Annotated in this window: 2 protein-coding genes; both read right to left on the bottom strand. The window is 50.1% G+C overall.

The window, feature by feature from the left end; genetic code table 11:
* Positions 1–2: 2 nt before the first annotated feature.
* Entirely contained in the window at positions 3–16304 is a 16302-nt protein-coding gene (locus tag ACKTRM_RS08635) for a non-ribosomal peptide synthetase (protein ID WP_012117598.1), read from the bottom strand.
* Positions 16294–26829 carry an SDR family NAD(P)-dependent oxidoreductase gene (locus ACKTRM_RS08630; protein WP_012117597.1) on the bottom strand — a complete coding sequence of 3512 codons (10536 nt, stop codon included), beginning with the start codon at positions 26827–26829 and terminating at the stop codon, positions 16294–16296. Before ACKTRM_RS08630 ends, ACKTRM_RS08635 begins: the two co-directional genes overlap by 11 nt.
* Positions 26830–26840 lie beyond the last annotated feature (11 nt).

Below are 26840 nucleotides of genomic sequence, written 5' to 3'. Positions count from 1 at the left end.
CCTTAACTCAATTGTTGTACATGTCTTGTTACTTTAGGCTGATAGCTTCGCAGTTTTTGCATCGCCGAGCCGTGATGTTCAGGGTATACTTCTATCATTTCTTCCGGTTTTTCCTCCGGCTCTTCCGCCTGTTTCATCATGACGAACTGATTCAACGGGCCGCCGAGCAATCGTTCAAGCGCCGCCATTGCTTCCGGCGCTTCAATTGATCCGACTCCCGCCTGTTTCATCCGTTCTTGATAGTCGGCAGATGATACGATTCCGACACTGCCCCAGTAGCTCCAATTCATCACTGCCGCCGAATACGGCCGAACTTGAGCCAAATGAGCGGCAAAGGCATCTTTGAAACTGCATCCGGCAGCATAATTGCTTTGTCCGGCCGCTCGTGCAAATGATTGAACAGATGAGAAGAACAAAGCAAAGTCCAGCGGCTCATTTCGGAACACGCGGGCCATATTCACGCTGACATTGACTTTCGCAGCGAGCACGCTTTTCAAACGGCTTTCCGGCATATTTGCCAGGCTCTGATCCTCTAAAACAATTGCGGAATGGATAATTCCGTTAATTTGCGGGTGCGTGCGTTTGATCGTTTCATACGCCCGTGTGAGCTCATTCGGATTTGCCGCGTCAGCTTCAATATAAATCGGCGCCGGGCCGAATTGGCTGAGTCTGTCGATTTTTTCCTGGATGGCGCTGTTATGTTTTCGTCTGCCGATCCAAACGACTCGCGCCTGATACGTTTTCACGGCATATTCGCTCCATGCCTCGCCGATGCCCCCCGCACCGCCGATGACGACATAAACGCCGCCTTTTTGGTAGGCGGGCCGGCTTGACACCGGCTGCTGTACAGGAATGAGGCGCTGTTTGTACCAGTGATTGTTCCGGTACGCCCATGTATTGCCTTGCTCATCAAACGGCGCTGAGAACAGCTCCGCCTTTGAAACGTCTTCCGGACAGCCGGCATCAATCAGCCTTGTTTGCCAGTTCGGATACTCTTTTGCGAGCGAGCCGACCAAACCGTGAATGCCTGCATGAGCCGGATCAATAATGTCCGCCGGCTGTACGGACTGTGTTTTTATTGTGACTGCAGTCAAGCTGATTCGCTTGCCTCCATATCCTAAAGCAAGCATGGCCTTAATCACTCTGTACATCTGGATGACGCCCGCATCCTGAGCTTTTACCATGTCATCAGCGCTGTGAAAAGGAGCGATCCATACGATATGCCCGAAAGACCCTGTTGCTTTCAGTTCAGCCGCAACAGCCTCTATTTCATCCTCCGGGGTGATATGAAGCCGTTTCGCAGAAGGATGATGCAATTGAAAAGCCGCGCTTTCCTCATCCCCCGCGATAAAGACAACCTCTTCCGTCTTATATGCCGGGCTTTGATCACGGAATTCCGCGAGATCCCACACCGGAGCCAGAAGGTTTGCTCCATTTAATGATGTTTCCGGCGCGGGGCCTTCCATCATTCTGGAAGAAATCCCTTTAATTCTGACACAGACCCGGCCTGTCTCATCGCATAAGTCAATGTCCATACGCTGTATTTTTTCATCCGTTCCCCGGGAGCTGACATACGCCCACATGCTTGTCGTGCACGGGCTGAAAATGTCCAGTTCTTCAAGGGCGAACGGCAGTGACAGCTGGTTATCATCTGCGTGCAGCTTCAGACCGATTGTCGCTTGTAAAGCTGAATCAAGCATACACGGGTGAAGAACGTATTGATCTGCCGTTTCTTCGAGGAAGGAAGGCAGCCGGAGCTCAGCCAATGCTTGATTGCTTCCGATATGAATCTGCTGAATTCCTTGTTGTCCGGGACCGTAGTCAATGCCGATTTTGCTGAATAAGCCGTAACACTGTTCAGAAGTCAGTATACTGAGGCCGCATTGAGCTTTCAGTGCGCCTATATCACGGTGCGGAGCCTCCCCGGCGCTGAGAATGCCGGCAGCCCCCTGACAGTGTATCTGCCTGCCGCTTGCTTCTGTTTGTGAATTCGTGTAAACGTCATACACGATTTCACCGTTTTCCCTCGGGTTCAGGCTGATTTGCGCTTCAATCGGGCGGTTTCCCGCTTCGATCGGCCGAACCCAAACGATGTTTTTCAGGCGGGTGACAGAAGGACGTTCCTTTTGCCCTTTGACTGCCTGAGCAACCGCCGCCCTAGCCATTTCCAAGTAGGCAACGCCCGGCATAACCGGCTTGCCCTTAATAAGATGATCGGTGAAAATCGTCTCTTGTCCCGTAAATTCGGATCGGTACCGCTGCTCTGTTAAATCTGATACATTTTCGTGAAGCAGCGGGTGCAGCACCCGCGACGTCGGCACAGCTTGCGGTTTCTCTGCTTTCGGCCGATTGTCCGTAATCCAGTACCGCTCTTTCGCAAACGGGTAAGCAGGAAGACTCAGCCGTTGAGGCTTGATATCAGAATATAGGCCGTCCCATTTGATATCCGCGCCCTGCACCCATAATTCCGCAAGCTTGTCATTCTCTCGGCGGCTTATCAGCTCTTCGATATCCGCTTCGCCGTTTGCGCCTGCCAGAATGGATTTCAGGGAGGTTTTACCCGCTTTTCCTTTATAAATGCCCGCTATATCATAACGTCCTTTCGCACAGCTCTTTAGCTTGTCCCGCAGTTCTTCAGCCGAGGAAGCGATGATAGCCGCTCTTTCTTCCATGGCATCACGCCCCTGCTGAAGCGTGTAAGCAACATCGGTAAGATCCGCATCCGTAAAAGAAGCTTGCGCCAGCTGCTGCGCCTGTTCCTGCAGACGTTCTTCTTCTTTGGCCGACAGCACAAAGATTTGAGGGTGTGTGAAAACAGCTGTTTTTCTTTCTTCCTTCGGGATATATTCTTCAATGACGACATGGGCGTTTACGCCGCCGATGCCGAAAGAACTGATTCCCGCACGGCGCGGCAGATGATTGCCGTTTTCGTCTTTCAATGCCGTCCATTCTCTTTTTTCCTGTACGATGTAAAACGGACTGTCTTTCAGCTTGATATACGGGTTGATGACCTCGCTGTGGAGGCTTTTTGCAAGTGTTTTATGCTTCATCTGCATCAGCACTTTGATCACACCCGCGACACCGGCTGCTAGTGACAGGTGGCCGATATTGGTTTTAGCCGATCCCAGACCGCAGTGACTCGCGTAAACGGCGGGATCGCCTGTTTTTTCGTACAGCTTTTGAAAGGCCGATTTCAGGCCGTTGATTTCGACCGGATCGCCAAGCTCCGTTCCGGTTCCGTGCGCTTCAATATAAGTGACTGTTCTTGGATCAATGCCTGCTTTGTCATAAGCCGTTCGGACGACTTCCGCCTGGGCTTTCGGATTCGGCGTCGTCAAGGAGTTCGCACGTCCGCCGTGATTGACCGCGCTGCCTTTAATGACGCCGTAGATATGATCGCCCGCTTTTTCCGCTTCTGACAGCTTTTTCAAAAACAGAATTCCGGCACCTTCACTGACGGCAAATCCGTCCGCCCTGTCGGAGAATGTTTTACATTTCCCTTCTTTGCTCAGAGCGCCGGCTTTGTCATAAGCGATGTGGCCTTGCGGTGTGACGACGGTATTCACGCCGCCGGCGATCGCCATATCGCAGTTCCCGTTTTCAATGGCGCATACGGCGTGATGAATCGCGACCAGCGAGCTGGAACAAGCCGTGTCGATCGGTTCACTCGGCCCGTGCAGATTAAGCATATAGCTGACGCGGTTCGGCCCCGCTGACGGACTCATATTCGCGGCTGACGCACCGCCGATATCCAGGTCGGAAAACAGTGAGCCGTATCCGGTATTCCCCGTGCCGATATACAGGCCTGTTTTCGTGCCGGAAAGGCTTTTAGCGGAATATCCCGCATCTTCTATCGCCTTCCACGCATACATCATTAACAAGCGCTGCTGGGGATCCATCTGTTCGGCTTCCAGCGGTGAAATTCCGAAGAACAGCGGATCAAAATCCGCAACTCCGTCAATAAATCCGCCCCACTTTACATTTGTTTTGTTGGCTTCATTAAGCGGGTCACCGTAATACTCACGCCAGTCCCAGCGATCCGCCGGCACCTCTGTTATACAATCTTTTCCTTCTTCTAAGTTGCGCCAATACTCATCAATATTTGCGGCCTTCGGAAACACTCCGCTCATGCCGACAATGGCGATCGGTTCCGGTTTATGTTCAGCCGCCGTCTGAACAGGCTGTACGGCAGTTTTTGCAAATCGTTTGTTCCCCGCCAGTCTGATGCCGCCATCATCTGTTACACCGCTTTGTTTTTCTTCTTTCGGCTGTGTGCTGCCGGCAAATTGTGTTTGATAGTCTTCTGCTAAATGATGCGCCAAGGCTTGAATCGTCGCATATTCAAAAAATACAGTCGGTGTCAGATCAAGCTGATAAGTGTCATTCAGCTTGTTGGCGAATTCCGTCAGCGTAATGGAATCAAATCCGTATTGATTAAACTCCAATTCGATATCGATTTCTTCAATGTTTATTTTCAGAAGCCCGGAAACCTCTTTTGCCAGCAATTCCTGAAGTTTTGCCGTCAGGTCTTTAGGCGCAGGCATTTCACCCGTTTTCTTAACCGGTGCAAAAGCGGATGCAGGAGTCTTTTGAAGCAGCTTTTCCCGCATTACGGCGCGGTTTCCTTCCATGACGAGCACGCTTGTTTTTCCCGTGCTCCATGCTTTGTAAAGAGCTTCTATTCCGGTCTCAGTGCGCATCGGCGTTACGCCGGTTCTTTTTTCGGTGAGCTTCGCCATTTCTTCATTGACTTGCATTCCGCCGTTTTTCCACAGCGGCCAATTGACCGACAATGTGTGACCGTGGCGGTACATTGCGGTAACCAGTGCGTTGCGGTATGCCGCATAGCCGTCCATAAATGCGTTTGCCGCCGCATAATCCGCCTGTCCCGCATTCCCGGTGACGCCGGAAATGGATGAGAAAACGATAAAAAAGTCCAGCGCTAAATGCTCGGTTGCTTCATCAAGGTTGACAAATCCGTCCGTTTTAGGAGCCAATACACTGTAAAACTCTTCGGTTGTTTTCTTTGCGATATATTGATCTTTCATCACACCCGCGCTATGAATGATGCCGTGAAGGCCGCCATATTCCGTCTCAATTGTTTTGACCAGGTCTGCCGCAGTTTGAGCGTTTGTTACGTCAGCCTGCTTGTATTCCGCTTTTGCTCCGAGTGATTCAAGCGATTGCAGCTGCATCCGCTGATTCTCGCTTAATGCGGAACGGCCTGTCAAAACCAGTGTCGGCTCTTTGACTTTGCGGGCGATTTCTTTCGCGAAAATAAAGCCTAAGCCCCCGGCTCCTCCGGTAATGAGATATATGCCTCCGTCGTTCCATGGAATGCGTATTTTGCCGCCGGACACGGCCGTTTCTTTGACATCTGCGCTGTATCGGATGCCGTTTTCATATTTGATATGGCTGTCATCAGCCCGTGTTTTATTTTCTCTGATGATGTCTGTGATTCTGCCGTTTTCCGCCGGTTCTATTTCAATCAGCTGGGTTTTCAGTTTTTTATGTTCCAGGCCGGCTGTTTTTAACAAAGCTGAAATGCCTGAGAGCAGCTGATGCTTATCTGTTTTAGAGAGAACCGTCTGGATGAGGACGTCTCCATCCGTCTCTTCCTTCAGCAGTTTTTGCAGCGTCTCCAATATCCGTCCTGTATAATCACGGAAGCGCGCCGCCGCTTTCCCGTGCTGGGAGGTCATTTCAATACATTCAGCTCCCGCGGCTTCAACGGCTTGTTTCAATCCGCCGTCTGTGTCACAAAGCAACACGATATGCCGGGCAAAAACCGGTTCCGTTTGAGTAGCAGTTTCATCGCTTCGGGTCCATACCGGCTCAAGCATGAGCGTTCCCGGAGCTTTTTCTTTTTTCTCAGGTTCTTTTTCAGCCATTCTGAATGACAAACCTTTCAGCCTTACGCACACCTTGCCGTTTTCATCACAAATATCAAGATCGCGTTTTTCAATCTGGCCGGCTTTGTGGTCTTCAGAAAGTCTGGCGTAAACCCACATCTCGGCAACGCATGCGCTGAATACTTCAAGCTCCTGAACCGCAAACGGAAGCATCAGTTTTTCATCATTTGTTCCGGTTAATATGCTTGATGCCTGCAATGCAGAGTCCATTAAGCCCGGATGCATGACATACTCCTGTACTGTGCCCGCACAAGCCGCATCAAGTGACAGTCTGCCCAATACGAAATCATCACCTGTATAAATCGCTTTGACACCCCGGAAAGCCGGGCCGTAATCAAAACCGATTTTGCGGTACATATCGTACACTTCATCTGCAGAAAACGGTGTCTCGGCGGATTGTGATCTCAGCTTTTGGAGATCAATGACCGGTGCCTCGGCGTCAGGGCGGACTGATACTGCCCCTTGGCTGTAAACGGACGGCTGATCTGTTTCCCGGCCGCTGTAAATGTCGAATTGAACGTCATTTGCCGTTTCAGGAATGAGACGGATGTTGACATGAACCGGCTCGTCTTCAATGGTGATCGGCCGCACCCAAACCGTATTCTTAAGCTTGACGCTTCCTTGTCCGGCCGGAACTTCAGATGCCTGTTCCATTGCTGCGCGCGCCATTTCAAGATGTGCCACTCCCGGTAAAATCGGTACGCCTTTTACAACATGGTCCGCAAGGTAAAATTCTTTTCCTGTATAGATTGAACTGAACCGCTGTTCTGCAAGGTTTGAAGTATTTCTGTGCAGAAGCGGATGAAGCGCGTCTTGTTTTCCGGCAGATACAGTGCTTGTTTTTTCGTGTTTTCCGGTGCTTTTTGCCGCCCAATAGCGGTCTTTTGCAAAAGGATACGACGGCAGGCTCATGCGTTTAGGCGGCCGGTCTCCATACAGCTTCGCCCAATCGACGTTCAGCCCTTTGACCCATAATTCAAGCAGCTTCGCGTATTTGCCGCGTGCCATCCATTTTTCAACGGCTTCTTGAATTTCTTCATCTTCCGTCAGCATTTGCAGCGTGCCTTTGTCTATTCTTCCTCTGTACAAATCCGCATGCTTATCTCCAGTGATAAACTGTGACAGTTTTTCCTGCAGTTCTTCTGCGGATCCGGCAATAACCGCCAGGCGTTCTTCCATGGCGTCCCTTCCGATTTGGAGGGTATACGCCATAGAAACGAGGGAGGATTGATCGTACCGTTTTTCAGTAAGCGCACGTTTCAGCTGTTTTGCCTGCTCTTTCAGGCGTTTTTCATTTTTGGCGGACAGAACGAAAAGACATGGGTCGATATGAGAGTCATCTGCTTCCTCTCTGTCTTCTGGGATGTATTCTTCGATGACGACGTGGGCATTTACGCCTCCGATGCCGAATGAGCTGATGCCCGCGCGGCGAGGCTGTTCGTTTCCGCGTTCGTCCGTCCGCGTCTTCCATTCCATCGTCTCCCGCACCAGATAAAACGGGCTGTCTTCAAGCTGAATGTACGGATTTACCGTCTCACAGTGGAGACTTTTTACTAATGTCCGATGCTTCATCTGCAGCAAAATTTTAATAATGCCCGCTGCTCCTGCGGCAAGGGATAAATGGCCGATATTCGTTTTAACCGACCCTAAACCGCAATAGCCGGCCGCTTTCTCTTTTCCGTCTGCAAACGAGCTGAACGCTTGTTTCAGGCCGTTAATTTCAACAGGATCTCCCAGTTCTGTTCCGGTGCCGTGCGCTTCGATATAAGAGACTGTTTTCGGATCAATGCCCGCTTTTTTGTATGCGGCTTTAATGACTTCCGCCTGTTGTTTCGGGTTAGGCGTTGTTAAAGATGCCGCGCGGCCGCCGTGATTCACCGCGCTTCCTTTAATAACGCCGTAAATATGGTCCCCATCCGCCTCAGCGGCTTTCAGCTTTTTGAGGAAAAAGAGACCGGCTCCTTCACCATGGGCAAAACCGTCAGCCTGATCAGAGAACGTTTTGCATCTTCCTTCTTTACTCAGCGCGCCCGCTTTATCAAAGCTGATATACACATCCGGAAGAACAATCGTATTGATTCCTCCCGCCAAAGCCATGTCGCACGTTCCTTCTTCAATTGAAGAAACGGCATGGTGTATGGCAACGAGCGAGCTTGAGCAGGCGGTATCAATCGGCTCGCTCGGCCCGTGCAGATTGAGCGTATAGCTGACACGGTTCGGTCCGACAGACGGACTTGTATTCGCCGCGGATGACCCTTCAATCTCCGCATCGGCATTGGCTAAAAGAGAACCGTAGCCGGTATTTCCGGTCCCGATAAACACACCTGTCTTTGTGCCTGAGAGACTCTTTGACGCATACCCGGCATCTTCGATCGCTTTCCACGCGTACGTCAGCAAGAGGCGCTGCTGAGGGTCCATTTGCTCCGCTTCCCGGGGTGAAATCCCGAAAAATAACGGATCAAATTCAGCAATTCCGTCAATAAACCCGCCTTGGTTGACGTTTGTTTTATTGGCTTCTTTTGCGGGATCCCCGTAATAGTCCCGCCAGTCCCAGCGGTCTTTCGGAATCTCGGTCATGCAGTCTTTGCCTTCTTTCAGGTTCTGCCAGTAAGCTTCAATGTCTTCAGCCATCGGGAAAATCCCGCTGATGCCTACGATTGCAATCGGTTCCGGCCCTTGGCCCCGCTGCACTGTCTGCGGAAGTGTCTCAGGCAGAGTGCGGCGTCGCTTAACGGCCGGGCGCGTGATTTGAGTCTCTTTTACCGGTCTTGCCGATTGAACCGTTTTTGTATTCACCGCAAACCGTCCGGCAAATTCCTCTTCGTATTCACTGATTAAATGAACGGCAAATTCATGGATTGTCGGATGATCAAAGAAAATCGTCGGCGTTAACGTAAGCCGGTACGTTTTGTTTAACTGGTTCGTAAACTCAGTCATCGAGATAGAATCCAGCCCGTATTTTGTCATTTCTTCATGAGGATCAATTTTGTCAATGTTTACTTTTAACAGTGAGGCAGTCTGCTGTTTTAACAGATGCTTCACTTTTTCAAGCAGGCTGTCAGCATCAATGTCATGACGTACGCCGGTCTCTACTTCCGGACGATCATTCTCTTTGCGGAACAGTTTTGCTTTCATGTGTTTCACATCTCCTTCAAGAACCGTCATCCGGGCTGTCCCGCTCATCAAGCCTTGATATAAAGCCTTGATGCCGGCATCTGTGCCGAGCGGTGCGATTCCCGCCTCCTGCATCAGCATATCTTCCGTCTGCTTTCCTGCCTGCATTCCGCCTTCTTTCCATAACGGCCAGCTGACAGAAAGCGTCTTTCCGTATCTTTGTCCTGCGGCTTGTAAAGAACGGCGGTACTCGGCATACATCTCCATAAAGACATTTGCAGACGCATAATCAGCCTGGCCGACGCTTCCAAGCACACCTGATAAGGATGAAAAGACAATAAAGACATCTAATTTCTCATGTTGTGACGCTTCATCAAGATACACAAGGCCCTTCACTTTCGGAGCGAGAACGTGTTGGTATTCCTCTGCCGTCTTCTTCACCATGTAGTTGTCTTTTATAATGCCGGCACTGTGAACAATCCCGTCCAGCCTGCCGTGCCGTTTGCGGATATTGCGGATCAATCGGTATACTTCTGCTTCGTCCGTGACATCGGTCTGCTCGTAGAAAACAGAAGCGTCGGCAGCACGTACTGTTTCCAGCATGTCTTTCTGCTTTTCTCTGAGAGCGGACCGGCCGGTTAGTATGATGACGGCATCTTTTGTACAGTTTGCGATCTCTTTTGCAAAGATCAGACCTAAACCTCCCGCACCTCCTGTAATGAGATAAACGCCTTCGTCTTTCCACGGAATGTCTGGCTCCGCTTGAGAAATATCCATATCTTCCCAATCAGCGGCAAAGCGCTTGCCGTTTTCATATTTCACATGGACGCTTTCGGCATGCATACGGTTTTCGGACGCTTTTTCCGCTATGCCTTCAGCACTTTCTTCCTCCTCGGCTTCGATCATTTGACAGATCAGCTTGGAATGTTCAAGGCATGCGGTTTTGAAGAGGCCGGTAATGCCTGAGAACACCCGCTGTAAGCCTGCTGACCGCGTAACAGCCTGAAATAGAACGCGGCCCTTCGGCTTGCTTTTCATTATGGTTTTGATATGGTCAAACAGCTGACCCGCATAAGAATGATACCGCTCTGCAATGGATGCGGGACGAGCGTCCAAGATAATGACGCTTGCATGTTCAAGCTTTGCTTCCACGGCCTGTTTTACGGCTTCATCGTACTCACAAAGGAAAATAATATGCTCTTCATACGAAGGCTCGTGATCGGCCGGTTCCGGCTGCTCTTTCCAGACCGGTTCAGCTAGCAATGTGTCCGTACGGCTGACCGAAACGCCGGCACCCGCGTTTTCTTCCATGATCCGTGTTGAGAAACCTCTCATCCGCACACAAAGCCCGCCGTTATTGTCATATAAATCAATATCGGCTTTTTGAATAGGATCGCCGGCTTTATTGTTCGCGCTGAATGTGACGTGCACCCACATATCATCAGCGCACGGATTCAGAACGTCCAGCTCCTCTAAAGCAAACGGCAATGCGGCTTTGAATGGTTCCCCGCTTTCTGCAAGCAGCGCTCTCGTCACGTTTTGCAAATATTCGGCGGCCTGAAGCGCACCGTCCATCATACTCGGATGAAGGATATAATCAGCTTTTGTATGAGAGACGGATTCAGGAAGCTTCAATTTAGCAAGCAGCCGGTCTTCGCCTTTGTATACAAGCTGCACCCCTTTGTATCCGGGCCCGTAATCAGCACCGATCATTCCTTTGTAAAACGCTTGAGATTCGATTGTTCCCTGCGTACACCGGCGCTTCAGCTGCTCAATATCCGCCGCTTCCTCCGGTTCCTTCCGGATGATTTCAGCGATGCCCTGATTATAAAGAGGAGCTTCTTCACCTATAGAATCGTTACCCCCGTACATTCTGTATTGAATCTGTCCGTCCTCTTCTTCATAAAGTCCGATATGGACACGGACAGCCTCCTGATCGGCTATCACCGGACGGACCCATACAATATTCTTTAAGCGCAGGCCCAGAGATTCCTCTGTTGCCCCGCCGATGCTTTTCTCCGCCGCGGCCCGTGCCATCTCAAGGGTAACGGCAGCCGGCACGATCGCCATTCCTTTAATGATATGCTCGGCAATAAAATACTCTTTTCCCGTGAATTCCGAACTGAACCGCTGCTCCTGCAAGACGGATGTATTCTGATGTACCAGCGGATGCAAAAGTTTGGTATCCGTTTGCTTCACAGTTTCCTCCGGCCAGAAGCGCTCCTCTGCGAACGGGTAGGTCGGCGCACTGATTCTTTGCGGCGCGGAATCCGGATACAATAAGCCCCAATCGACACGCGCTCCTTCAACCCAGAGCGCCGCGAGTGCTTTCAGCTTTTCATCCCGTGTCTGACATGCCGCAAGCTCTTCCATCTCCTGAGCTGACACTTCTCTGCTTCTCACTTTTTCGCCCCGTAAGATGTTTTGGTCATTGCCGTTGATGAAATCCTGCAGCTGACGATTCAAATCGTGACGATCATGACTGATAAAAACGGCTCTCTCTTCCATCGCTTCACGTCCGGTCTGATACGTATATGCCAGATCATGCAAGGAAACATCGTTTTCGGCTTCATCCAGAAAGCCGGATAAACAGGATGCATAGGCAGTAAGACGCTGCTTATTTCTCGCTGACAGCGGAACGATATAAGGCGGCTGTCCGTCATTTGATCCGCTGATCGTTTTGTTTTCATACTGTTCAAAAATGGCATGTGCGTTTGTTCCTCCGAGTCCGAATGAGCTTAACGCTGCGCGGTGCGGCGTCTCTCTCTCCGGAAGCGTTTTTCTCTTATCCGCCACATAAAACGGCGAACCGCTGAATTTGATATTCGGATTCGGTGACGTGTAATTAATGGTAGGCGCCAGCTCCCGATGATATAAACTCATGGCGACTTTGATGCACCCGGCCAGACCTGCTGCTGTATCCAAATGTCCGATATTCGTTTTTACGGAGCCGATCCCGCAATACTGCTCCCGGTCCGTGTAACGTTTATACACTTGCTGCAGCGCGGACATTTCAATCGGATCACCCAATGTCGTTCCTGTGCCGTGCGCTTCGATATAGGAAATCGTCTCCGGGTGAATATTCGTGCTGTCTAAAACATGCTGGATGACGTCAGTCTGGCCTTTTACACTCGGTGCGTAAAAACCGACTTTATCCGCTCCGTCATTGTTCAGACCGATGCCTCTGAGCATGGCGTATATGTGATCTCCGTCCTGAACGGCTTGTGACGCCTTTTTCAGCAGAATGACGGCAGCTCCTTCTCCGCCCGCCATACCGTCGGCTGAAGCGTCAAATGCTTTGACATGCCCGTCGCTTGAAAAATTCAATCCGTTTTGGTGCACATAGCCGATGCTGGTCGCTGCATGCAGAGTTGCTCCGCCGACGAGCGCGTATTCCGATTCTCCGCTCGTTATGCTTTTGTAGGCTGAATAAAGACCGACTAATGATGATGAGCAATTGGAATGAACGAAATAGCTTGGTCCTTTTAATCCGAGCTTATGGGAAACCATCGTCGGAATCGTGCCGCTCTGCGCTAACACCCATGACACATAGCCGTCGGGAGATTCATGGCCTTCTGTCGTTTTTTCCGGCAAAAGCGACCGATACGAATTATTGCTTGCCGACATATATACGCTTGTCTTCGGAATCTCTTTCGATACATATCCCGCATCCTCGACGGCTTTCCAAGAATGAAGCAGCAGAAGCCGAAGCTGAGGATCCATAAATTCTGCGTCTTTCGGAGAAATGTGAAAGAACTCAGGGTCAAAGAGATCTTTTCCTTCTATCGTCGATAATGCCGGCACATAGTCGGGATTTTCGATCAAATCTTCAGGCACGCCGGCTTCCCGAAGTTCTTCTTCCGAGTAGAACCGGACGCTTTCCTTTCCTTCTCTTAACTGCTTCCAAAACTCATGATGATTTTTCGCGCCGGGGAACTGGCAGGAAATCCCCACTATTGCCACACTGTCATCAAAGTAAGACGGCACCCCGTTTTGCGGTGTTTGTTCTCTTTCTCTCTCATCTTGGCAGGACGCCTCTGATTCAGCCGCCTGTTTTGTTTCAACAATAAATCGGCTGATCGCCTGAATGGTAGAGTGTTCGAATAAATCGGTGACGGTAAAATCGCATTCCAGCTCCTGTTTAATGCGTTCTGCTGCCGCAACAGCCAGAAGCGAGTCGCCTCCCACATCGAAAAAGCCGTCTTCGATTTTGATGCCCGCCGTATTCAGCAGGTCTTCCCATATTGCGGTCACTTTCGCTTCCGCTTCTGATAACGGCAGTCTGCCCGTCTTTTCAGACCGGTGAACGATTACCTTGCGCTGTTTTAGGTCTTTGCGGTTCACTTTTCCGCTCGGTGTTAACGGCAGTGCATCCAGACGGATAAAATGGGCAGGCGCCATATAATCCGGCAGACTCGATAAAAGATGGTTGCGGAGCGCTTTTTCGTCTGCCGTATGACCGGAGCGGGCCGTATAATAAGCAATCAGCTTTTTATGTCCGTTCTTTTCCTGAACCACAACCGCCTGGTCAAGGATATCCGGATGTTCGCTCAATTTCGTTTCAATCGCTCCCAATTCGATGCGGAAGCCGCGGATTTTCACCTGACTGTCAATCCGGCCGGCATATTCTATATTTCCGTCAGGCAGCCATCTGGCCAAATCACCTGTCTTGTAAAGTTTTTCTCCTTCACTAAACGGATTATCAATAAATGATGCCGCCGTCAGCTCAGGCTGATTGTAATAGCCTCTGGCCAGACCGGCGCCGGCCACGCAAAGCTCCCCGGCCACACCGTCAGGGACGGGGCTGAGCTTTTCATCAACGATATAAAGCCGCGTATTGTGAATCGGTTTCCCGATCGGCGTATTCCTGCTTGTGATTTCCTTTTGGCCGCAGCTGTAGTAAGCGGCATAAATGGATGTTTCCGTCGGGCCATATATATTTTCAATTCTGGCATGTTTGAAGATGGAAACTGACTTTTTAACTAAATCTTTCGGAAACGCCTCACCGGCCACCATCACATATTTCACAGGGCCGTCTTCTGTAAATGCCGTATGCCGCTTTACCGTTTCCAGAAATACATTAAACACGGCGGGCGCAAAATTCAGATGCGTGACCTGGTGGGTTTGGATATATTCCATGCAAAGCTGCGGATTTTTTTCTGCACCAGGCGGCAAAATGACAAGCCGTCCGTTTCCGATAAACCAGCCGAATAATTCAGAAATCGAAACGTCAAATACGTAATTCGTTTTTAACAGATAGGCATCCTCTTGAGCGACCGGATACTCAGCTTCCAAAAACTGCAGCGTATTCATGATGGCTCTGTGCTCAACCATGACGCCTTTCGGTTTTCCCGTGCTTCCGGACGTATATAGAATATAAGCGAGATGATGCGGTTTTGAACGCGGCGTCAGTTTAGCCCCGCTGACAGAACGTCCGCTGTTTTCAATTTCCACCGTGCTCACACCGCCGATGGCCAACTGTTCAATCATGCCGCGCGTCTTTTCCTGCGTTAATACGATTGACACGCCGCTGTCAGTCAACACGTGCGCCATCCGTTCGTTTGGAAAAGCCGGGTCCAGCGGTACATACGCGCCTCCCGCTTTTAAAATGGCGAGGATGCCGATGACCATCTCAAAAGAACGCTCCGTACAAATGCCGACCGGGCATTCCGGTGTGACGCCCTTTTCTTGCAGGTACACAGCGAGCGCCGTGCTTCGTTCATCTAATTCGCGATATGTAAGACTGTTTTCACCGAATGTGACGGCTTCTCTGTCAGGGTGGCGTCCGGCTTTTTCCACAAACACTTCATGAATGCAGCGCTCATTCGGCTGATGGGATGAACGGCTTTCATCCCGTTTTTGATTGAGCAGGCCGGAACAGGCTTCAAAAGCGATCTCCGGATCAGAAAGCACCTTTTCTGCCAGTTTCATATAATGCTCCGCCATTCGTTCGATGAAAGAAGGGCTGTAGACATCCGGGTTGTACAGAAATTGCAGGACGGTTCCCGTTTCTTTTTTATAGACTTCAAGCGCAAGCTCAAATTCGCCTTCCTGATGAATGTCTTCTATCATTTCAATGCCGAGTGATTGATATAGTTCCGCCAGCTTTTCCGCTCCTTCTGTCCGGAAGAAGTTTTGATAGAAAAACGCGGTTTGAAAAACAGGCGACACCGCAGGCGAGCGTTCCGTCTTCAATTCTTTTACAAGCGCGGGAAACGGATACGCGGCATGGTCCAGCCCTTCTGCCAGTGTCAGCTGCAGCTCCTTCAAAAACGACGTAAAAGATTTGGCGCCCGTCTCCCTGCTTCTGACCGCGATCATATTAATGAAGTATCCGATGACAGACTCAAATTGAGCCTCAGAACGCCCCATCGTCGGCATGCCTACGATGACATCTTCCTGATTCGTATATTGATAGAGCAGTCCTTTGAAAATAGCGAGATACACAACGGATTCATTGACATTATGTTTTTGGGCGCAAACTTTAATCTGCCGGTTCAGTTCATCAGGAAGCAAGCGCTGATACGCCTGCCCCCTGCACGTTTGGACCGATGATCTCGGGTAATCCGACGGAAGCTCAAGCACCGGCAGCGGTCCTTCCAGCTGCTTTTTCCAATAAGAGAGATGCGTTTTTCCCGCTGCGCTTTCCAGCAGCTCTTTTTCCCATTTCACAAAGTCATGATAATCTGCGGCCTGCTGAAGCATGACAGGTTCTTTGCCTTCACTTGCTTTTGCATAAGCGTCCAGCAGCGCCGACATGAACGTCATAAGAGAGACGCCGTCAAAAATGATATGGTGAATGGTGATTAACACAATCGGCTCCCGCTTCGCCCGCCGGAATACTTGAACACGCAGGAGCGGCCCGGTTTCAAGCGCGAACGGTTCTTTTGCTTTTTCTTTAATAAACGAAAGAGCGTCACGCCCGCTTAATTCAGAAAGATCCATTTCTTCAATCGGAAAATGCCGATCCGTATCTTCTATCTGATACGGAAGGCCGTTTTCCTCTTTTATCACACTGGTCAAAATAGGGTGCTGGCGCTGCACGGACAAAAGGGCGTTTTTGAATGTCTCGATATCCAGCTTTTGAAAACGAAAGCATAACGGAATGTTATATGCGCTCATCTCCGGAAACATTTTCTGAAGCATCCACAAACCTTTCTGGCCTTCAGAAAGCGGACGTTTTGCAGTTGTCCGCTTGAAAGCCTGAAGCTTTTGTTCTACTTCAGCGATGGTGAGCGTTCCTGATCTGTAGGCATCGAGAAGTTCTTTATGATTCATAGGTCTTACTCCCTTCTATGATGTCTTGCACTCTTTTAAAATCTAATGTCCCCTCAGAGACCTGTTTCATCATGGCGATGATCTCCTGATCCGTATACTCCTTGCTTTCCGGAGCGGCGGCTTCTGTTTCGGTTTCTTCCGTTCTGTAAAACGTTTCGATCGTTTCTTTATGTTCTGTCAAGTAATAGCTGATGACGTCTCCGAGCGTGGCATAGCTGTAAAATAACGCCGGAGTGACTTCAATGCCGTAATGACTCGTCAAAAGAGCGGCAAATTTGGCTAAATAGATGGAATCAAATCCGAATTCCGCCCAGTTTTTATGCAGGACGAGTTTATCTTTGGATATTTTCAGCAGACTGTGTATCAGCTCTTTCAAATCCGCTTCGAGCCGTTTTTCCGTGCTTTCTTCCGGGATGCGGCGGCTCACGGTTTCCAAAAGCGCATCCGGTTTTGATGAATCGTCCCGCCGTATGCCTAAAAATCGTTCGGCACGGCTTCTTTCGCCGGCAATGACAAGGCACTGGGTGTTATCTTGAGAAATGATGCGCTCAAAAAGCTCAATGCCTTCATCTGTTTCTAACAGGCGCTGGCCGCTTGATTTCAGGTACATGCCCGTCGTCTCTTCACCGCCGACGTCCATTCCGCCGTTTTTCCAGACCGGCCAGTTGATGACAAAAGTGTTTCCGCTTTCGGATTGTTCGTTTTTATAGTTGGCATACGCCATTTGGAACCTGTTCGCGACCGCATAATCACAGCAGCCGAAATCCCCTAAAACAGCCGATGTGGATGAAAAGTAGCAGATGAAATCCGGCGTTTCGTTTTTCAGCCACTCGTCAAGAAGCAGGCTTCCGTTTATTTTCGGTTCAAGCGTACTGCGGAAATTCCCGATTTCATTTTCAAAGACGGATGTTCTGCTTTCGATGCCCGCCGCATGAATGACGCCGTGAATGGCTCCGAATCGTTCTTTCGCGCGCTTGATGCAGTCGCCCATTCCGATCGGATCACAAACATCGGCTTCGGCGTAAAGAACACCCGCGCCGAGATTTTCCAGGTCTTTCATTTTTTCTTTCTTTTCCTCATTGATCGGCGACCGCCCCGTGAGAATGACATTTGCCTGGTAGTTCCGGGCGAGATGGCGGGCAAATAAGTAGCCGAGCCCTCCTAATCCGCCTGTAATGAGATATGTTCCGCCGGTTCTGATCCTGCTGTTTTCTTTCGTTAGTCTGGTTGGTTCGGTGTGATAGACATATCGTTTTCCCTCTTCCAAGAAAACGGTTTGGTCTGTTTCAGCTTTCAGCTCGTCCCAAATGGTTCTCATCCAGTCCGTTATGGCCGCACCGGCTTTTCTGAAGTGGCCGGTAACACTTGTTTTCGGGAGAACAATGCCGAGCGAACGCTCAAAGCCGATCCATGATTCCAAGTAGCACCTTTCCAGACCGGATGCATATTCCCCCGCCAATAACAGCCTTTCCGGCTGCAGACCGGTCTCAGCCATTGCTTGGAGAATATGGACGATACATGAATAATCTTCGATGCAGCTTTTATCTTCAAGCGCCCATAAATACAAAATGGCAGAAGCTTCACCGTACTCTTTTTGAATATCCGCAAAAGCGTTCACATATGATTGCGGATCTTCCCGCACCACTTGGCAGCGGCCGGCGGACAGAGCCTCATACCGGTCTCCCTGAGCGATAAAAATAACGTCAATGTCATTGTCATACGATTTGATCATAGAGATGGCTTCCTGCTGCTTCTTCTGATCAGATAAGAAAGAAATCACCGTTTTGACTTGCTTATCTCCGGCTGCCGGCAGAGCCTGTTCTTTAAGAACTTCTCTAAAAGCCATTACTTCAAATTGTTCCGCCGGATCACTTTCATCAGCCGGCGCGTTAACGGGCGCGGCCTTGCTTTGTACAGGCTGCTGATGCCAGAAGCGTTCTTTTGCAAACGGATAAGCAGGCAGGCTGATGCGGGCCGGAGGACGGTCTCCGTATAATTTCGTCCAATCGATGTCCAATCCTTTTACCCAAAGCTCAAGCAGCTTAGAATATTTCCGTTTGCTGATCCAAGCGTCTATGATTGTTTCCAGATCATCATCCGCCGAAAATACGGCAAGCATCCGTTTGTTTTCTTCCGTGCCGTCACGGTGCAGTCCGGCGCTGTTGTGTCCGGCGATAAATCCATTCAGTTTTTCCTCAAGTTCATGAAGTGAATGGACGATAAAACCGAGACGCTCTTCCATCGGCACCCGGCCCGTCTGAAGAGTAAAGGCTATGCTCATAAGGTCGCTGCAGCTGTATCTTTTTTCACGGATGGCGTCTCTGAGCTGTTTTGCTTTTTCAGTGAGCCGTTCGCTGTTTTTCGCAGACAGGACGATGATGGCGGGCTGATCTGCCGGCATCTCATCAGGCTCTTTGTCTGCCGTATATTCTTCTATGACGAGGTGGGCGTTTGCTCCTCCCGCGCCAAAACTGCTTAACCCCGCCCTTCTCGGTAGCTCTTTGCCGCCGATGACGGGACGTTTCCACTCACCGAGCTCCTGCTGAACGGCAAACGGCGTATACGCGAAATCAATATTCGGATTCAGCTGATCCGCGTGCAGGGACGGCGCAATTTGTCGGTCTTTGAGCTGGAATAATATTTTTGTCAGGCCCGCAATGCCCGCGGCGCTTTCACAATGGCCGATATTTGATTTTGCGGAGCCGATGGCGCAAAACTGTTTGTCTGTTGTATCCTCTTCAAATGCTTTCGTTAATCCGGCGATTTCAATCGGATCTCCTAATGCGGTCCCCGTACCGTGGGCTTCAATATAACTGACGGTGCGCGCCGGGACGTTTGCCCTTTCGAAAGCTTCTTTTATTAAGGCGGCCTGCGCATTCGGATTCGGAACGGTGTATCCGTTCGTTTTGCCTCCGCTGTTAATGGTGCTTCCTTTAATCACACCGTAAATGTGATCGTTGTCGGCAATCGCTCGGTCCAACGGCTTTAATACGACCGCTCCTACCCCTTCTCCGTCGACAAAACCATCCGCGCGGTCTCCGAACGATTTGCACGTGTCGCCTGCGGAAAGCATGTTCATGACTGACAGATTCATATAATGGATCGGGTCGGTCACTATGTTTACGCCCCCGGCAATCGCACATTCGCTTGAACCGCTGTATATGCTCTCAAGCGCCAGATGAATGGCCGTCAAAGAAGAGGAGCAGGCTGTATCAACGGCAATGCTCGGCCCTTGGAAATCAAAAAGGTAAGATACCCTGTTGGCAATGGACCAATAGCCGTAGCCTGTCGGGTAGTTTTTGTTCATCGCGCCGGCAAAAACACCGATTTTTCTGCTCTGGCACAGGTTGTCAGGCGTATAGCCGGCATCCTCGATACTCGCATACGCCGTTTCTAAAAATAATCGCTCCTGCGGGTCCATTCGCTCCGCTTCCAAAGGAGAAATCTGAAAGAACAGCGGATCAAACTTGTCCATATCCTCAATGAAGCCGCCCCATTTCGTATAAATAGAGCCTTCTTTACCTTTCTCTTCATCGTAGTAATCCTGCCAGTTCCAGCGTTCCCGCGGGATTTCTTCTATGCAGTTTTTTCCTTTTTTAATATTAGCCCAAAGCTCAGCCGCTGTTTTTGCCTGCGGGTAGCGTCCTGAAACACCGATGATGGCCACGTCGCGAACCGAAATTTGCCGGACGGTCTCTTTGGCTGCCCGTTTTTCCCTCCGCCGCCAGTCAGTGCGAAGCGGCTTAGCAGGCTGTACAGCCTGCGGTTCTGGTGATGCCTTCCGTTCTTCCTGAACAGGCGTTTGTCCCGTCAGTTTGATCATCGCGTCTTTTTTCGTTTTGATTAAGTGAGCGACGAGCGCCTCAATCGTCTGATATTCAAAAAATAAAGTGCTGCTGACTTGGTCCAATACATTTCGTAAGGCGTTTGTCAGCTGTACGACGACGATAGAATCAATTCCGTATTTTTCAAGCGGCGCTTTCGGATCAATTTGAGCCGGCGGAATTTTTAATGTTTCTCCGATTAACGTTTTCAAGTACTCGGTGCTTTTTTCTGTTAAAGACGTGTCGCCTTTTTGCACCGTTGTTTGCGCCTGAAGTTCCGGCGCATGTGCTGCTTTTGGCGGAGAGGTCCGTTTTCCGGCCCCTGCTTTAAGCGTTTTTTGGCGAACAATGCCGTTGCTTTTTGCCGCTATAATCTGATGGCTTAATTCATGTGCCGCTTCTGCCGGGAAAAAGACAGAATGCCAGCCTTCACTTTCTAACACGCGCTTCCAGCTTTCCGGATACAAGCCCGGGCACCCCGGAATACGAAGGGCAGAATCTTCATGCAGCCACCAGCCTTCAAGCAGTCCGAAAGTAATATGCGGGAACAGGCTGTTTCCCGCCATTTCATTTAAGAGCAGCAAACCGTTGTCTTTTAAAACGGCTTTGGCGTTTCTCAGCGTCTGGCGGATGTCTTTCGTCGCGTGGAGCACATTGGCCGCAACGACGATATCGAATGCGCCCGGCTCTATGTCCTGGCCGGCAAGCGGCGCTTCTGCGTTAAAAAGCTTATACGTCAGATAAGGATTCCGTTTGCCGTATTCCGTCTCCGCATGCACGAGAAAAGCTTTCGATACATCGGTGTAACAGTATTCTTTTATATGGTTTTGATACGGCCTAAGCTTTTCAAATATGCCTGCGCTTGTGCCGCCTGTGCCCGCTCCGATTTCCAGTATGCGGATCTCGGCTTTTGAATGTTTGCTGATGTTTTCTTTCACATAAGCCGTTAATGTATCTGACAGGGCGCTGTTAAAGTAATCCGCGACTTGATTGTGCTTATAAATTCCTTCAACAAGTTCCATTGAAGAGTGCGGGAACATGATGTCTGTCGCCGGCACGTCTTCGCGCAGAATGTCCGGCAGTGCTTTAAGCATCGTCTCGGCTAAAACAGTCATCGCTTTTGTATCGGCGTTGTTGAGCCATTCCTCTTTTTCCCGCTCCCATTTTTGCCATAGCGCGGCGGTTGTGTTTTCGGCTCGCGCCGACAGTTTATATGAATCCGCATTCCCTTCCAGATAGCCATGTTCCAGAAGGAAAGCGATCGTTTGATTGAGCCATTTTTTAAAGTATTCATGTTCGGGCTCATACGCTTTAAGGCTTTGCGGCGTCAGCAAGTCTGCTTCTTTAAGCTGGGCGATCAACAGCTGATACAGATAATCATCGAGCTCCTGATGTTCAGCCTCTCTAACAAGACGTGCGCCGGGCGGAGCGACCTTCGGCTGTTGTGAAAAGACAAGCGGCTGAGGCGGATAAACGGAAATCTTTTCTCTTTCATTCATCCCTTCGACTGCGACCGGTTTTGTCGTATGAATGAAAGCCGCCTGATCAACCGGCAGCGTCATAAGGGTTTCAAGCGCCTCCATTGCAGCGTCCGGTTCGATCAATCCCAATCCGATCTGATCCATCAGCTGAATAAAATCCCCGTCTTCAGCCGCTTCGCTGTTGCCCCAATAGCCCCAATTCATCACTTTGACCGGACAATTCCATGTCTGATCAAGTTCTTTCGCAAATGCGTCACTGAAAGCGCATCCCGCGGCATAATGGCTTTGTTTCACGTTATGAATAAATGCCACAAGCGAGGAGAAGAAGAGCGCAAAGTCAAGCGGCTCCCGTCCAAATACCTCCGCCATGGACACACTTACATCGGCTTTTGCCCGCAGCACCGATTTGAACTCTTCTGTCTTCATATTATTTAAGCTTTGCTCAGACAGATCCATTGCCGAGTGGATGATTCCATTCATTTTTGTGTGGCGCTCTTTTATGAACTGATAAGCCCTCTCTAAGGAAGCACTGTCGGCGGCATCGGCGGAAACATATTCAGGCGCCGGGCCGAATGCGCTGAGCCGGTCGAGTTTCGCCTGTATGGAATCATTCAGTGTGCTTCTGCCGATCCAAATGATGCGTGCTTTGTAGCGGCGGATCATGTATTCACTCCATGCCTCGCCAAGATACCCCGCGCCTCCGATCACGGCATAAACCCCGCCTGTTTGGTACAGCGTGCCGTTTTTCGGCATATTGTCAAGCGGTATCAGCTGCCGCTCAAACAGCTGCTGATTGCGGTACGCCCAAATTTGACCGTTTTTTCCGGCAGAAAGACTGAGCGCCTCTTCGATCGGCCAGCTGCCGTCCGTTTCTGTGTCAATCATGCGGATATGCCAATGCGGATATTCTTTCGCCATTGTTCCGGCAAGTCCGCTGACTGCGGCTTGTGACGGGTCGGCGCTGTCTTGATCCGAAAACGGCTGGGCATTTGCTGTGACGATGCACCAGTCCAAACGTTTTTCTCCGTACCCTAAGGCAAGTAATGCTTTCATCAGCTTGAACACATGAAGAACGTTTCTTTCCTGTTCCTTGAGGCTGTCCGCACTCTCAGCCTGCGGAGCAAGCCAAATGATTTGCTCCAGTTCTTTTTGTCCTTCAAGCATGTGCGTAAGAGATGTGATATCATCCGTACCTCTGATCGGATAATAAGAAGCGTTCGGCAGATGTTCTTTTATGCGCGTATGTCTCGAATCCGTTCCGCCGAATACTGCCGTCTGCTTATCCGCCGCTGCTTCCCCGGCTTTTTCAAGCGCAACAGGCTCCCAAGCCGGAATCAGCATCGTATGGCCGACAGGCGCCTCCGTGGTTTCTCCGCCCGCTGTTTGGCTTGTGTCAAGCGCCCGGACGGACGCGCCTTTCATCCTGACATAAACCGTACCGGCATCATCACACATATCAATATCAAATTTTCTTACGTTGTCATCTGCTTTGCTGCCTTCTGTGTACCGGATATATGACCAGATATGTTCAGGGCACGGCCCGAACACTTCCACTTCCTGCATCGCAAACGGCAAAGCAAGCTCGTGGCTGTCTGCATCGTCATGTATCGAGCGGACAAGCAGACCGACGGATGCGTGAAAAGCGGCGTCCATCATACTCGGGTGAAGCGTATACTGTTCTTTTTTGTCATGTACGGCAGCTGGGAGTGAAATACGGGCCAATAATCGGTCTTCTCCGATCAGCAATTGCTGTACACCCCTGTATGCCTCTCCGTAATCCAGACCGATCTTCTCAAAAGCACCGTAACATTCTTCCGCAGTCACGATTCCTAAATTGCAGGAAGCTTTGACAGACTCGATATCTATCTGAGCGCTGCCCGGTTCGGTAATGACCGCTTCACCCTGGCTGTGAATAACCGGATCTTCGCCGTTTTCTGCCTCACTGTATATTTCATAGGTAATCTCACCATTATCTTCTGGGTAAAGGGCAATATGTATTTCTTTCGGTTTGTCTTCAATCATGACCGGCCGGACCCAAACAACCTGTCTGAGTGTGACGCTATGGTCTTTTTCCGTCACGGCAGCAGCCTTTTTGACCGCCTCTGCGGCCATTTCCAAATAGGCGACGCCCGGCAGTATTTTTTGTCCGTTGACGACATGGTCAGATAGGAAAAATTCATCTCCCGTAAAAAGAGACGTGAAGCGCTGCTGCGAAAAATCTGACGTATTTTCTTGTAAAAGCGGATGCAGTACTGTGCCTGACGGGCTTTTCTCCTGTTTTTTCTGCTGCGGAATCCAATAGCGTTCTTTTGCAAACGGATAAGTCGGAACGCTTGTTTTACGCGGTTTACCCGAACCGTACAGCTTATTCCAATCTACTGTTTTCCCTTCTGCCCATAACTCGGCAAGCCGTATCGAATCATCCGTTTCGGGAGCGGTTTCGCTCATCTCCGGCAGCTCGGCTTGTCCGCGCCAAAGACCGGGGATGTTTTCGTTTCCTTTTACGAAATCATTCAGCTTTTGCTTCAAGTCGCGGATGTCATTTACAAGGAAGACAGCTCTCTCCTCCATTGCTTCACGTCCTGTCTGAATTGTATAAGCCAGTTCAGACAGCACCGTCTTTTCTGAAAGCGATCGGGCTAGTTTTTCCGCATAGGCCAGAAGCCTGTCTTTATTTCTTGCTGACAGCGGGATGAGTTTTGCTGCCTCGTTCTCAGGTGCAGGCGCTTTTTGTTCAGGCTGAATGTATTCTTCTAAAATGATATGGGCATTCGAACCTGATGCACCGAAGGAACTGAGCCCGGCCCTGCGCGGATAATGTGTGACTTTACCGTTTTCTTCAGCTGACGGCTGCTTCCACGGAGCAGTCTGCTGCTGTACGTAAAAAGGAGATTCCTCAAATTTCAGGTAAGGATTTAATTCCGCAGAATGCAGTGATTTGACAAGCGTTTTGTGATGAAGCTGCAGCGCCGCTTTTGTTAACCCGCTGATCCCCGCCGCTGATTCTGCGTGACCGATATTTGATTTGACCGAACCGATGGAACAAAATTGCTGATCCTGCGTCCCTTGGCTGAACGCTTTTGACAGACCTTCAATTTCAATCGGGTCTCCTAACGAAGTACCCGTGCCATGGGCTTCCACATAACTTACGGTCCGCGGGCTGATACCTGCTTTTTTCAGACAGGCCTTAATGACTTCTGCCTGTGCAGCAGGACTCGGGACGGTAATTCCGCTTACTTTTCCGACGTGGTTAATGGCGCTTCCTTTAATGACCGCGTAAATGCGGTCGCCGTCTTGTTCGGCTTTTTCCAGCGGCTTGAGCAATACAGCACCGACTCCTTCTCCGGAAACGTAGCCGTCCCCGCCCTCGCCGAATGTACGGCAGCGGCCGTCACTTGAGTGCATGCCCACGCTTCCGTAGCTGAGATATTTCGCCGGGTGCAGCGACAAGTTCACCCCTCCCGCAAGCGCGGCCTCACATTCGCCGCGGCGGATGCTTTCAATGGCCAGATGAACGGCGGTCAATGATGAGGAACAAACGGTATCCACCGCGATGCTCGGCCCGTGGAAGTCACAATAATAGGACACTCTGTTGGCGATCTGCGCATAATTCAGTGAAACCGGAAAAGGATCAGTTTCAGATAATTGTTCTGCGCCGATTAAGGAATAATCTTTATGCATCACCCCTGCAAATACGCCGATCGGATGCTGTTTCTCCCCTTTATTCCCCAGCGTTTCAGGCGTATACCCCGCATCTTCAATCGTTTCCCAGCATGTTTCTAAAAACAGGCGCTCCTGCGGGTCCATCGTTTCCGCCTCACGCGGTGAGATTCTGAAAAACTGCGGATCGAAGCAGTCGGCATCGTCAATGAAACCGCCCCATTTTGATACTGTTTTTCCAGACGGGGACGTTACGTTTTTATATGTTTTCCAATCCCATCGGGACTTCGGAACTTCAGTGATGCAATCCGTGCCTGCCTTCAGGTTTTCCCAAAACTCCGCCACACTTTTCGCTTTCGGATAGCGGCCGGCCATTCCGATAATCGCGATGTCTCCGGTGTTTTTATGATGTTCTGGCGTGTCCGGCGCTTCAGCTTCAGACCGTGATGGTTCGGCTGCACGTTCCGCACATTCAAATGAAACGGTCTTTTTCAGATAGGCTGCGAGTTCTTTTATATTTGTATATTCAAAGAGAAGAGTGGGCGCGAGGTCCGCACCCGTCTTTTTACTGATATCCTGTACAATCTCAAGCAAAGAAGATGAATCCAGCCCAAGCTCATAGTAGCCTGCAAGAACGTCCAGCGTCTCCCAAGGCTGCCCAAGCTTATCAGCCAAAAGCTTCTTTAAAAACAGAATGATGTCTTTTTCATCTGCGCTTTCCGGCTCAGTTGCAGCCTGTTGATTCTGTTCGGCTGTATTCTCGTCTTCTTCGAACCGAACCGCTTTTCCCGTAATGTTTTTAAGCTCCGCCACCTTTTGTCCGGATCGGCTGAAGTACTCGATCGTCATCGTTGTGAGTTCTTTTTCCTGACGGACGCCGGAAGCGGCGATACGCGCCGTGCACTCAGATTGCAGTCTGTCGGCGGCCGTGAACGATTCATAATATAAAGGCAGATGAAGCCGGTTTGTTTCAGAAAGCAAACCGCTCGCCCCGATTCCGCTTGCATCCAAAAGGGCAGGATGGAATAAAAAGAAACCTTTTCCTTCTTTGCAAGAAAGCTCAGCCAGCATGCCGTCTTCTGTTTCGTACAATCGTCCGTTCGATTTCATCATGCCGGAATGAACCAAGTCATGATCCAGGCAGCGGTTATACATGTCATCAAGATTCAGAGATCTGCCTGACTGCTTCACATCGCCGAAATCAATGGTTTCGTCAAATGTCACAGCGTCTCTTTTCACCATTTCAGCTGTCGCATATTGTATATTGTCTGACAGCTCGTCACCTTGCTGTTTCTGCCCTGAAAGGGAGATGAGCCACTTTCCATCTCCGCTATCAGAACATTGAATGGTCAGAATGATTGCAGCCGTTTCACTTACGGTTAAAGGCTGATAAATCGTAACGTGCTTCAATTCGAGCTCATTGTATACATAACCGTGTTCCTGAAAAACCTGATAAATCAAATCGATATAAGCAAGACCGGGCAATACCGCTTCACCAAAGACCTTATGGCCCTTCATGATGGGATGATCCAGTGAGATATTGATTTTTTCCGATATCATTCCTTCCCACT

The organism is Bacillus sp. D7-8, assembly GCF_052055895.1.
Taxonomy (GTDB): Bacteria; Bacillota; Bacilli; order Bacillales; family Bacillaceae; genus Bacillus; species Bacillus velezensis.
Note: the sequence above shows the minus strand (reverse complement) of the source record. Positions and strands in the feature narration are given on the sequence as shown.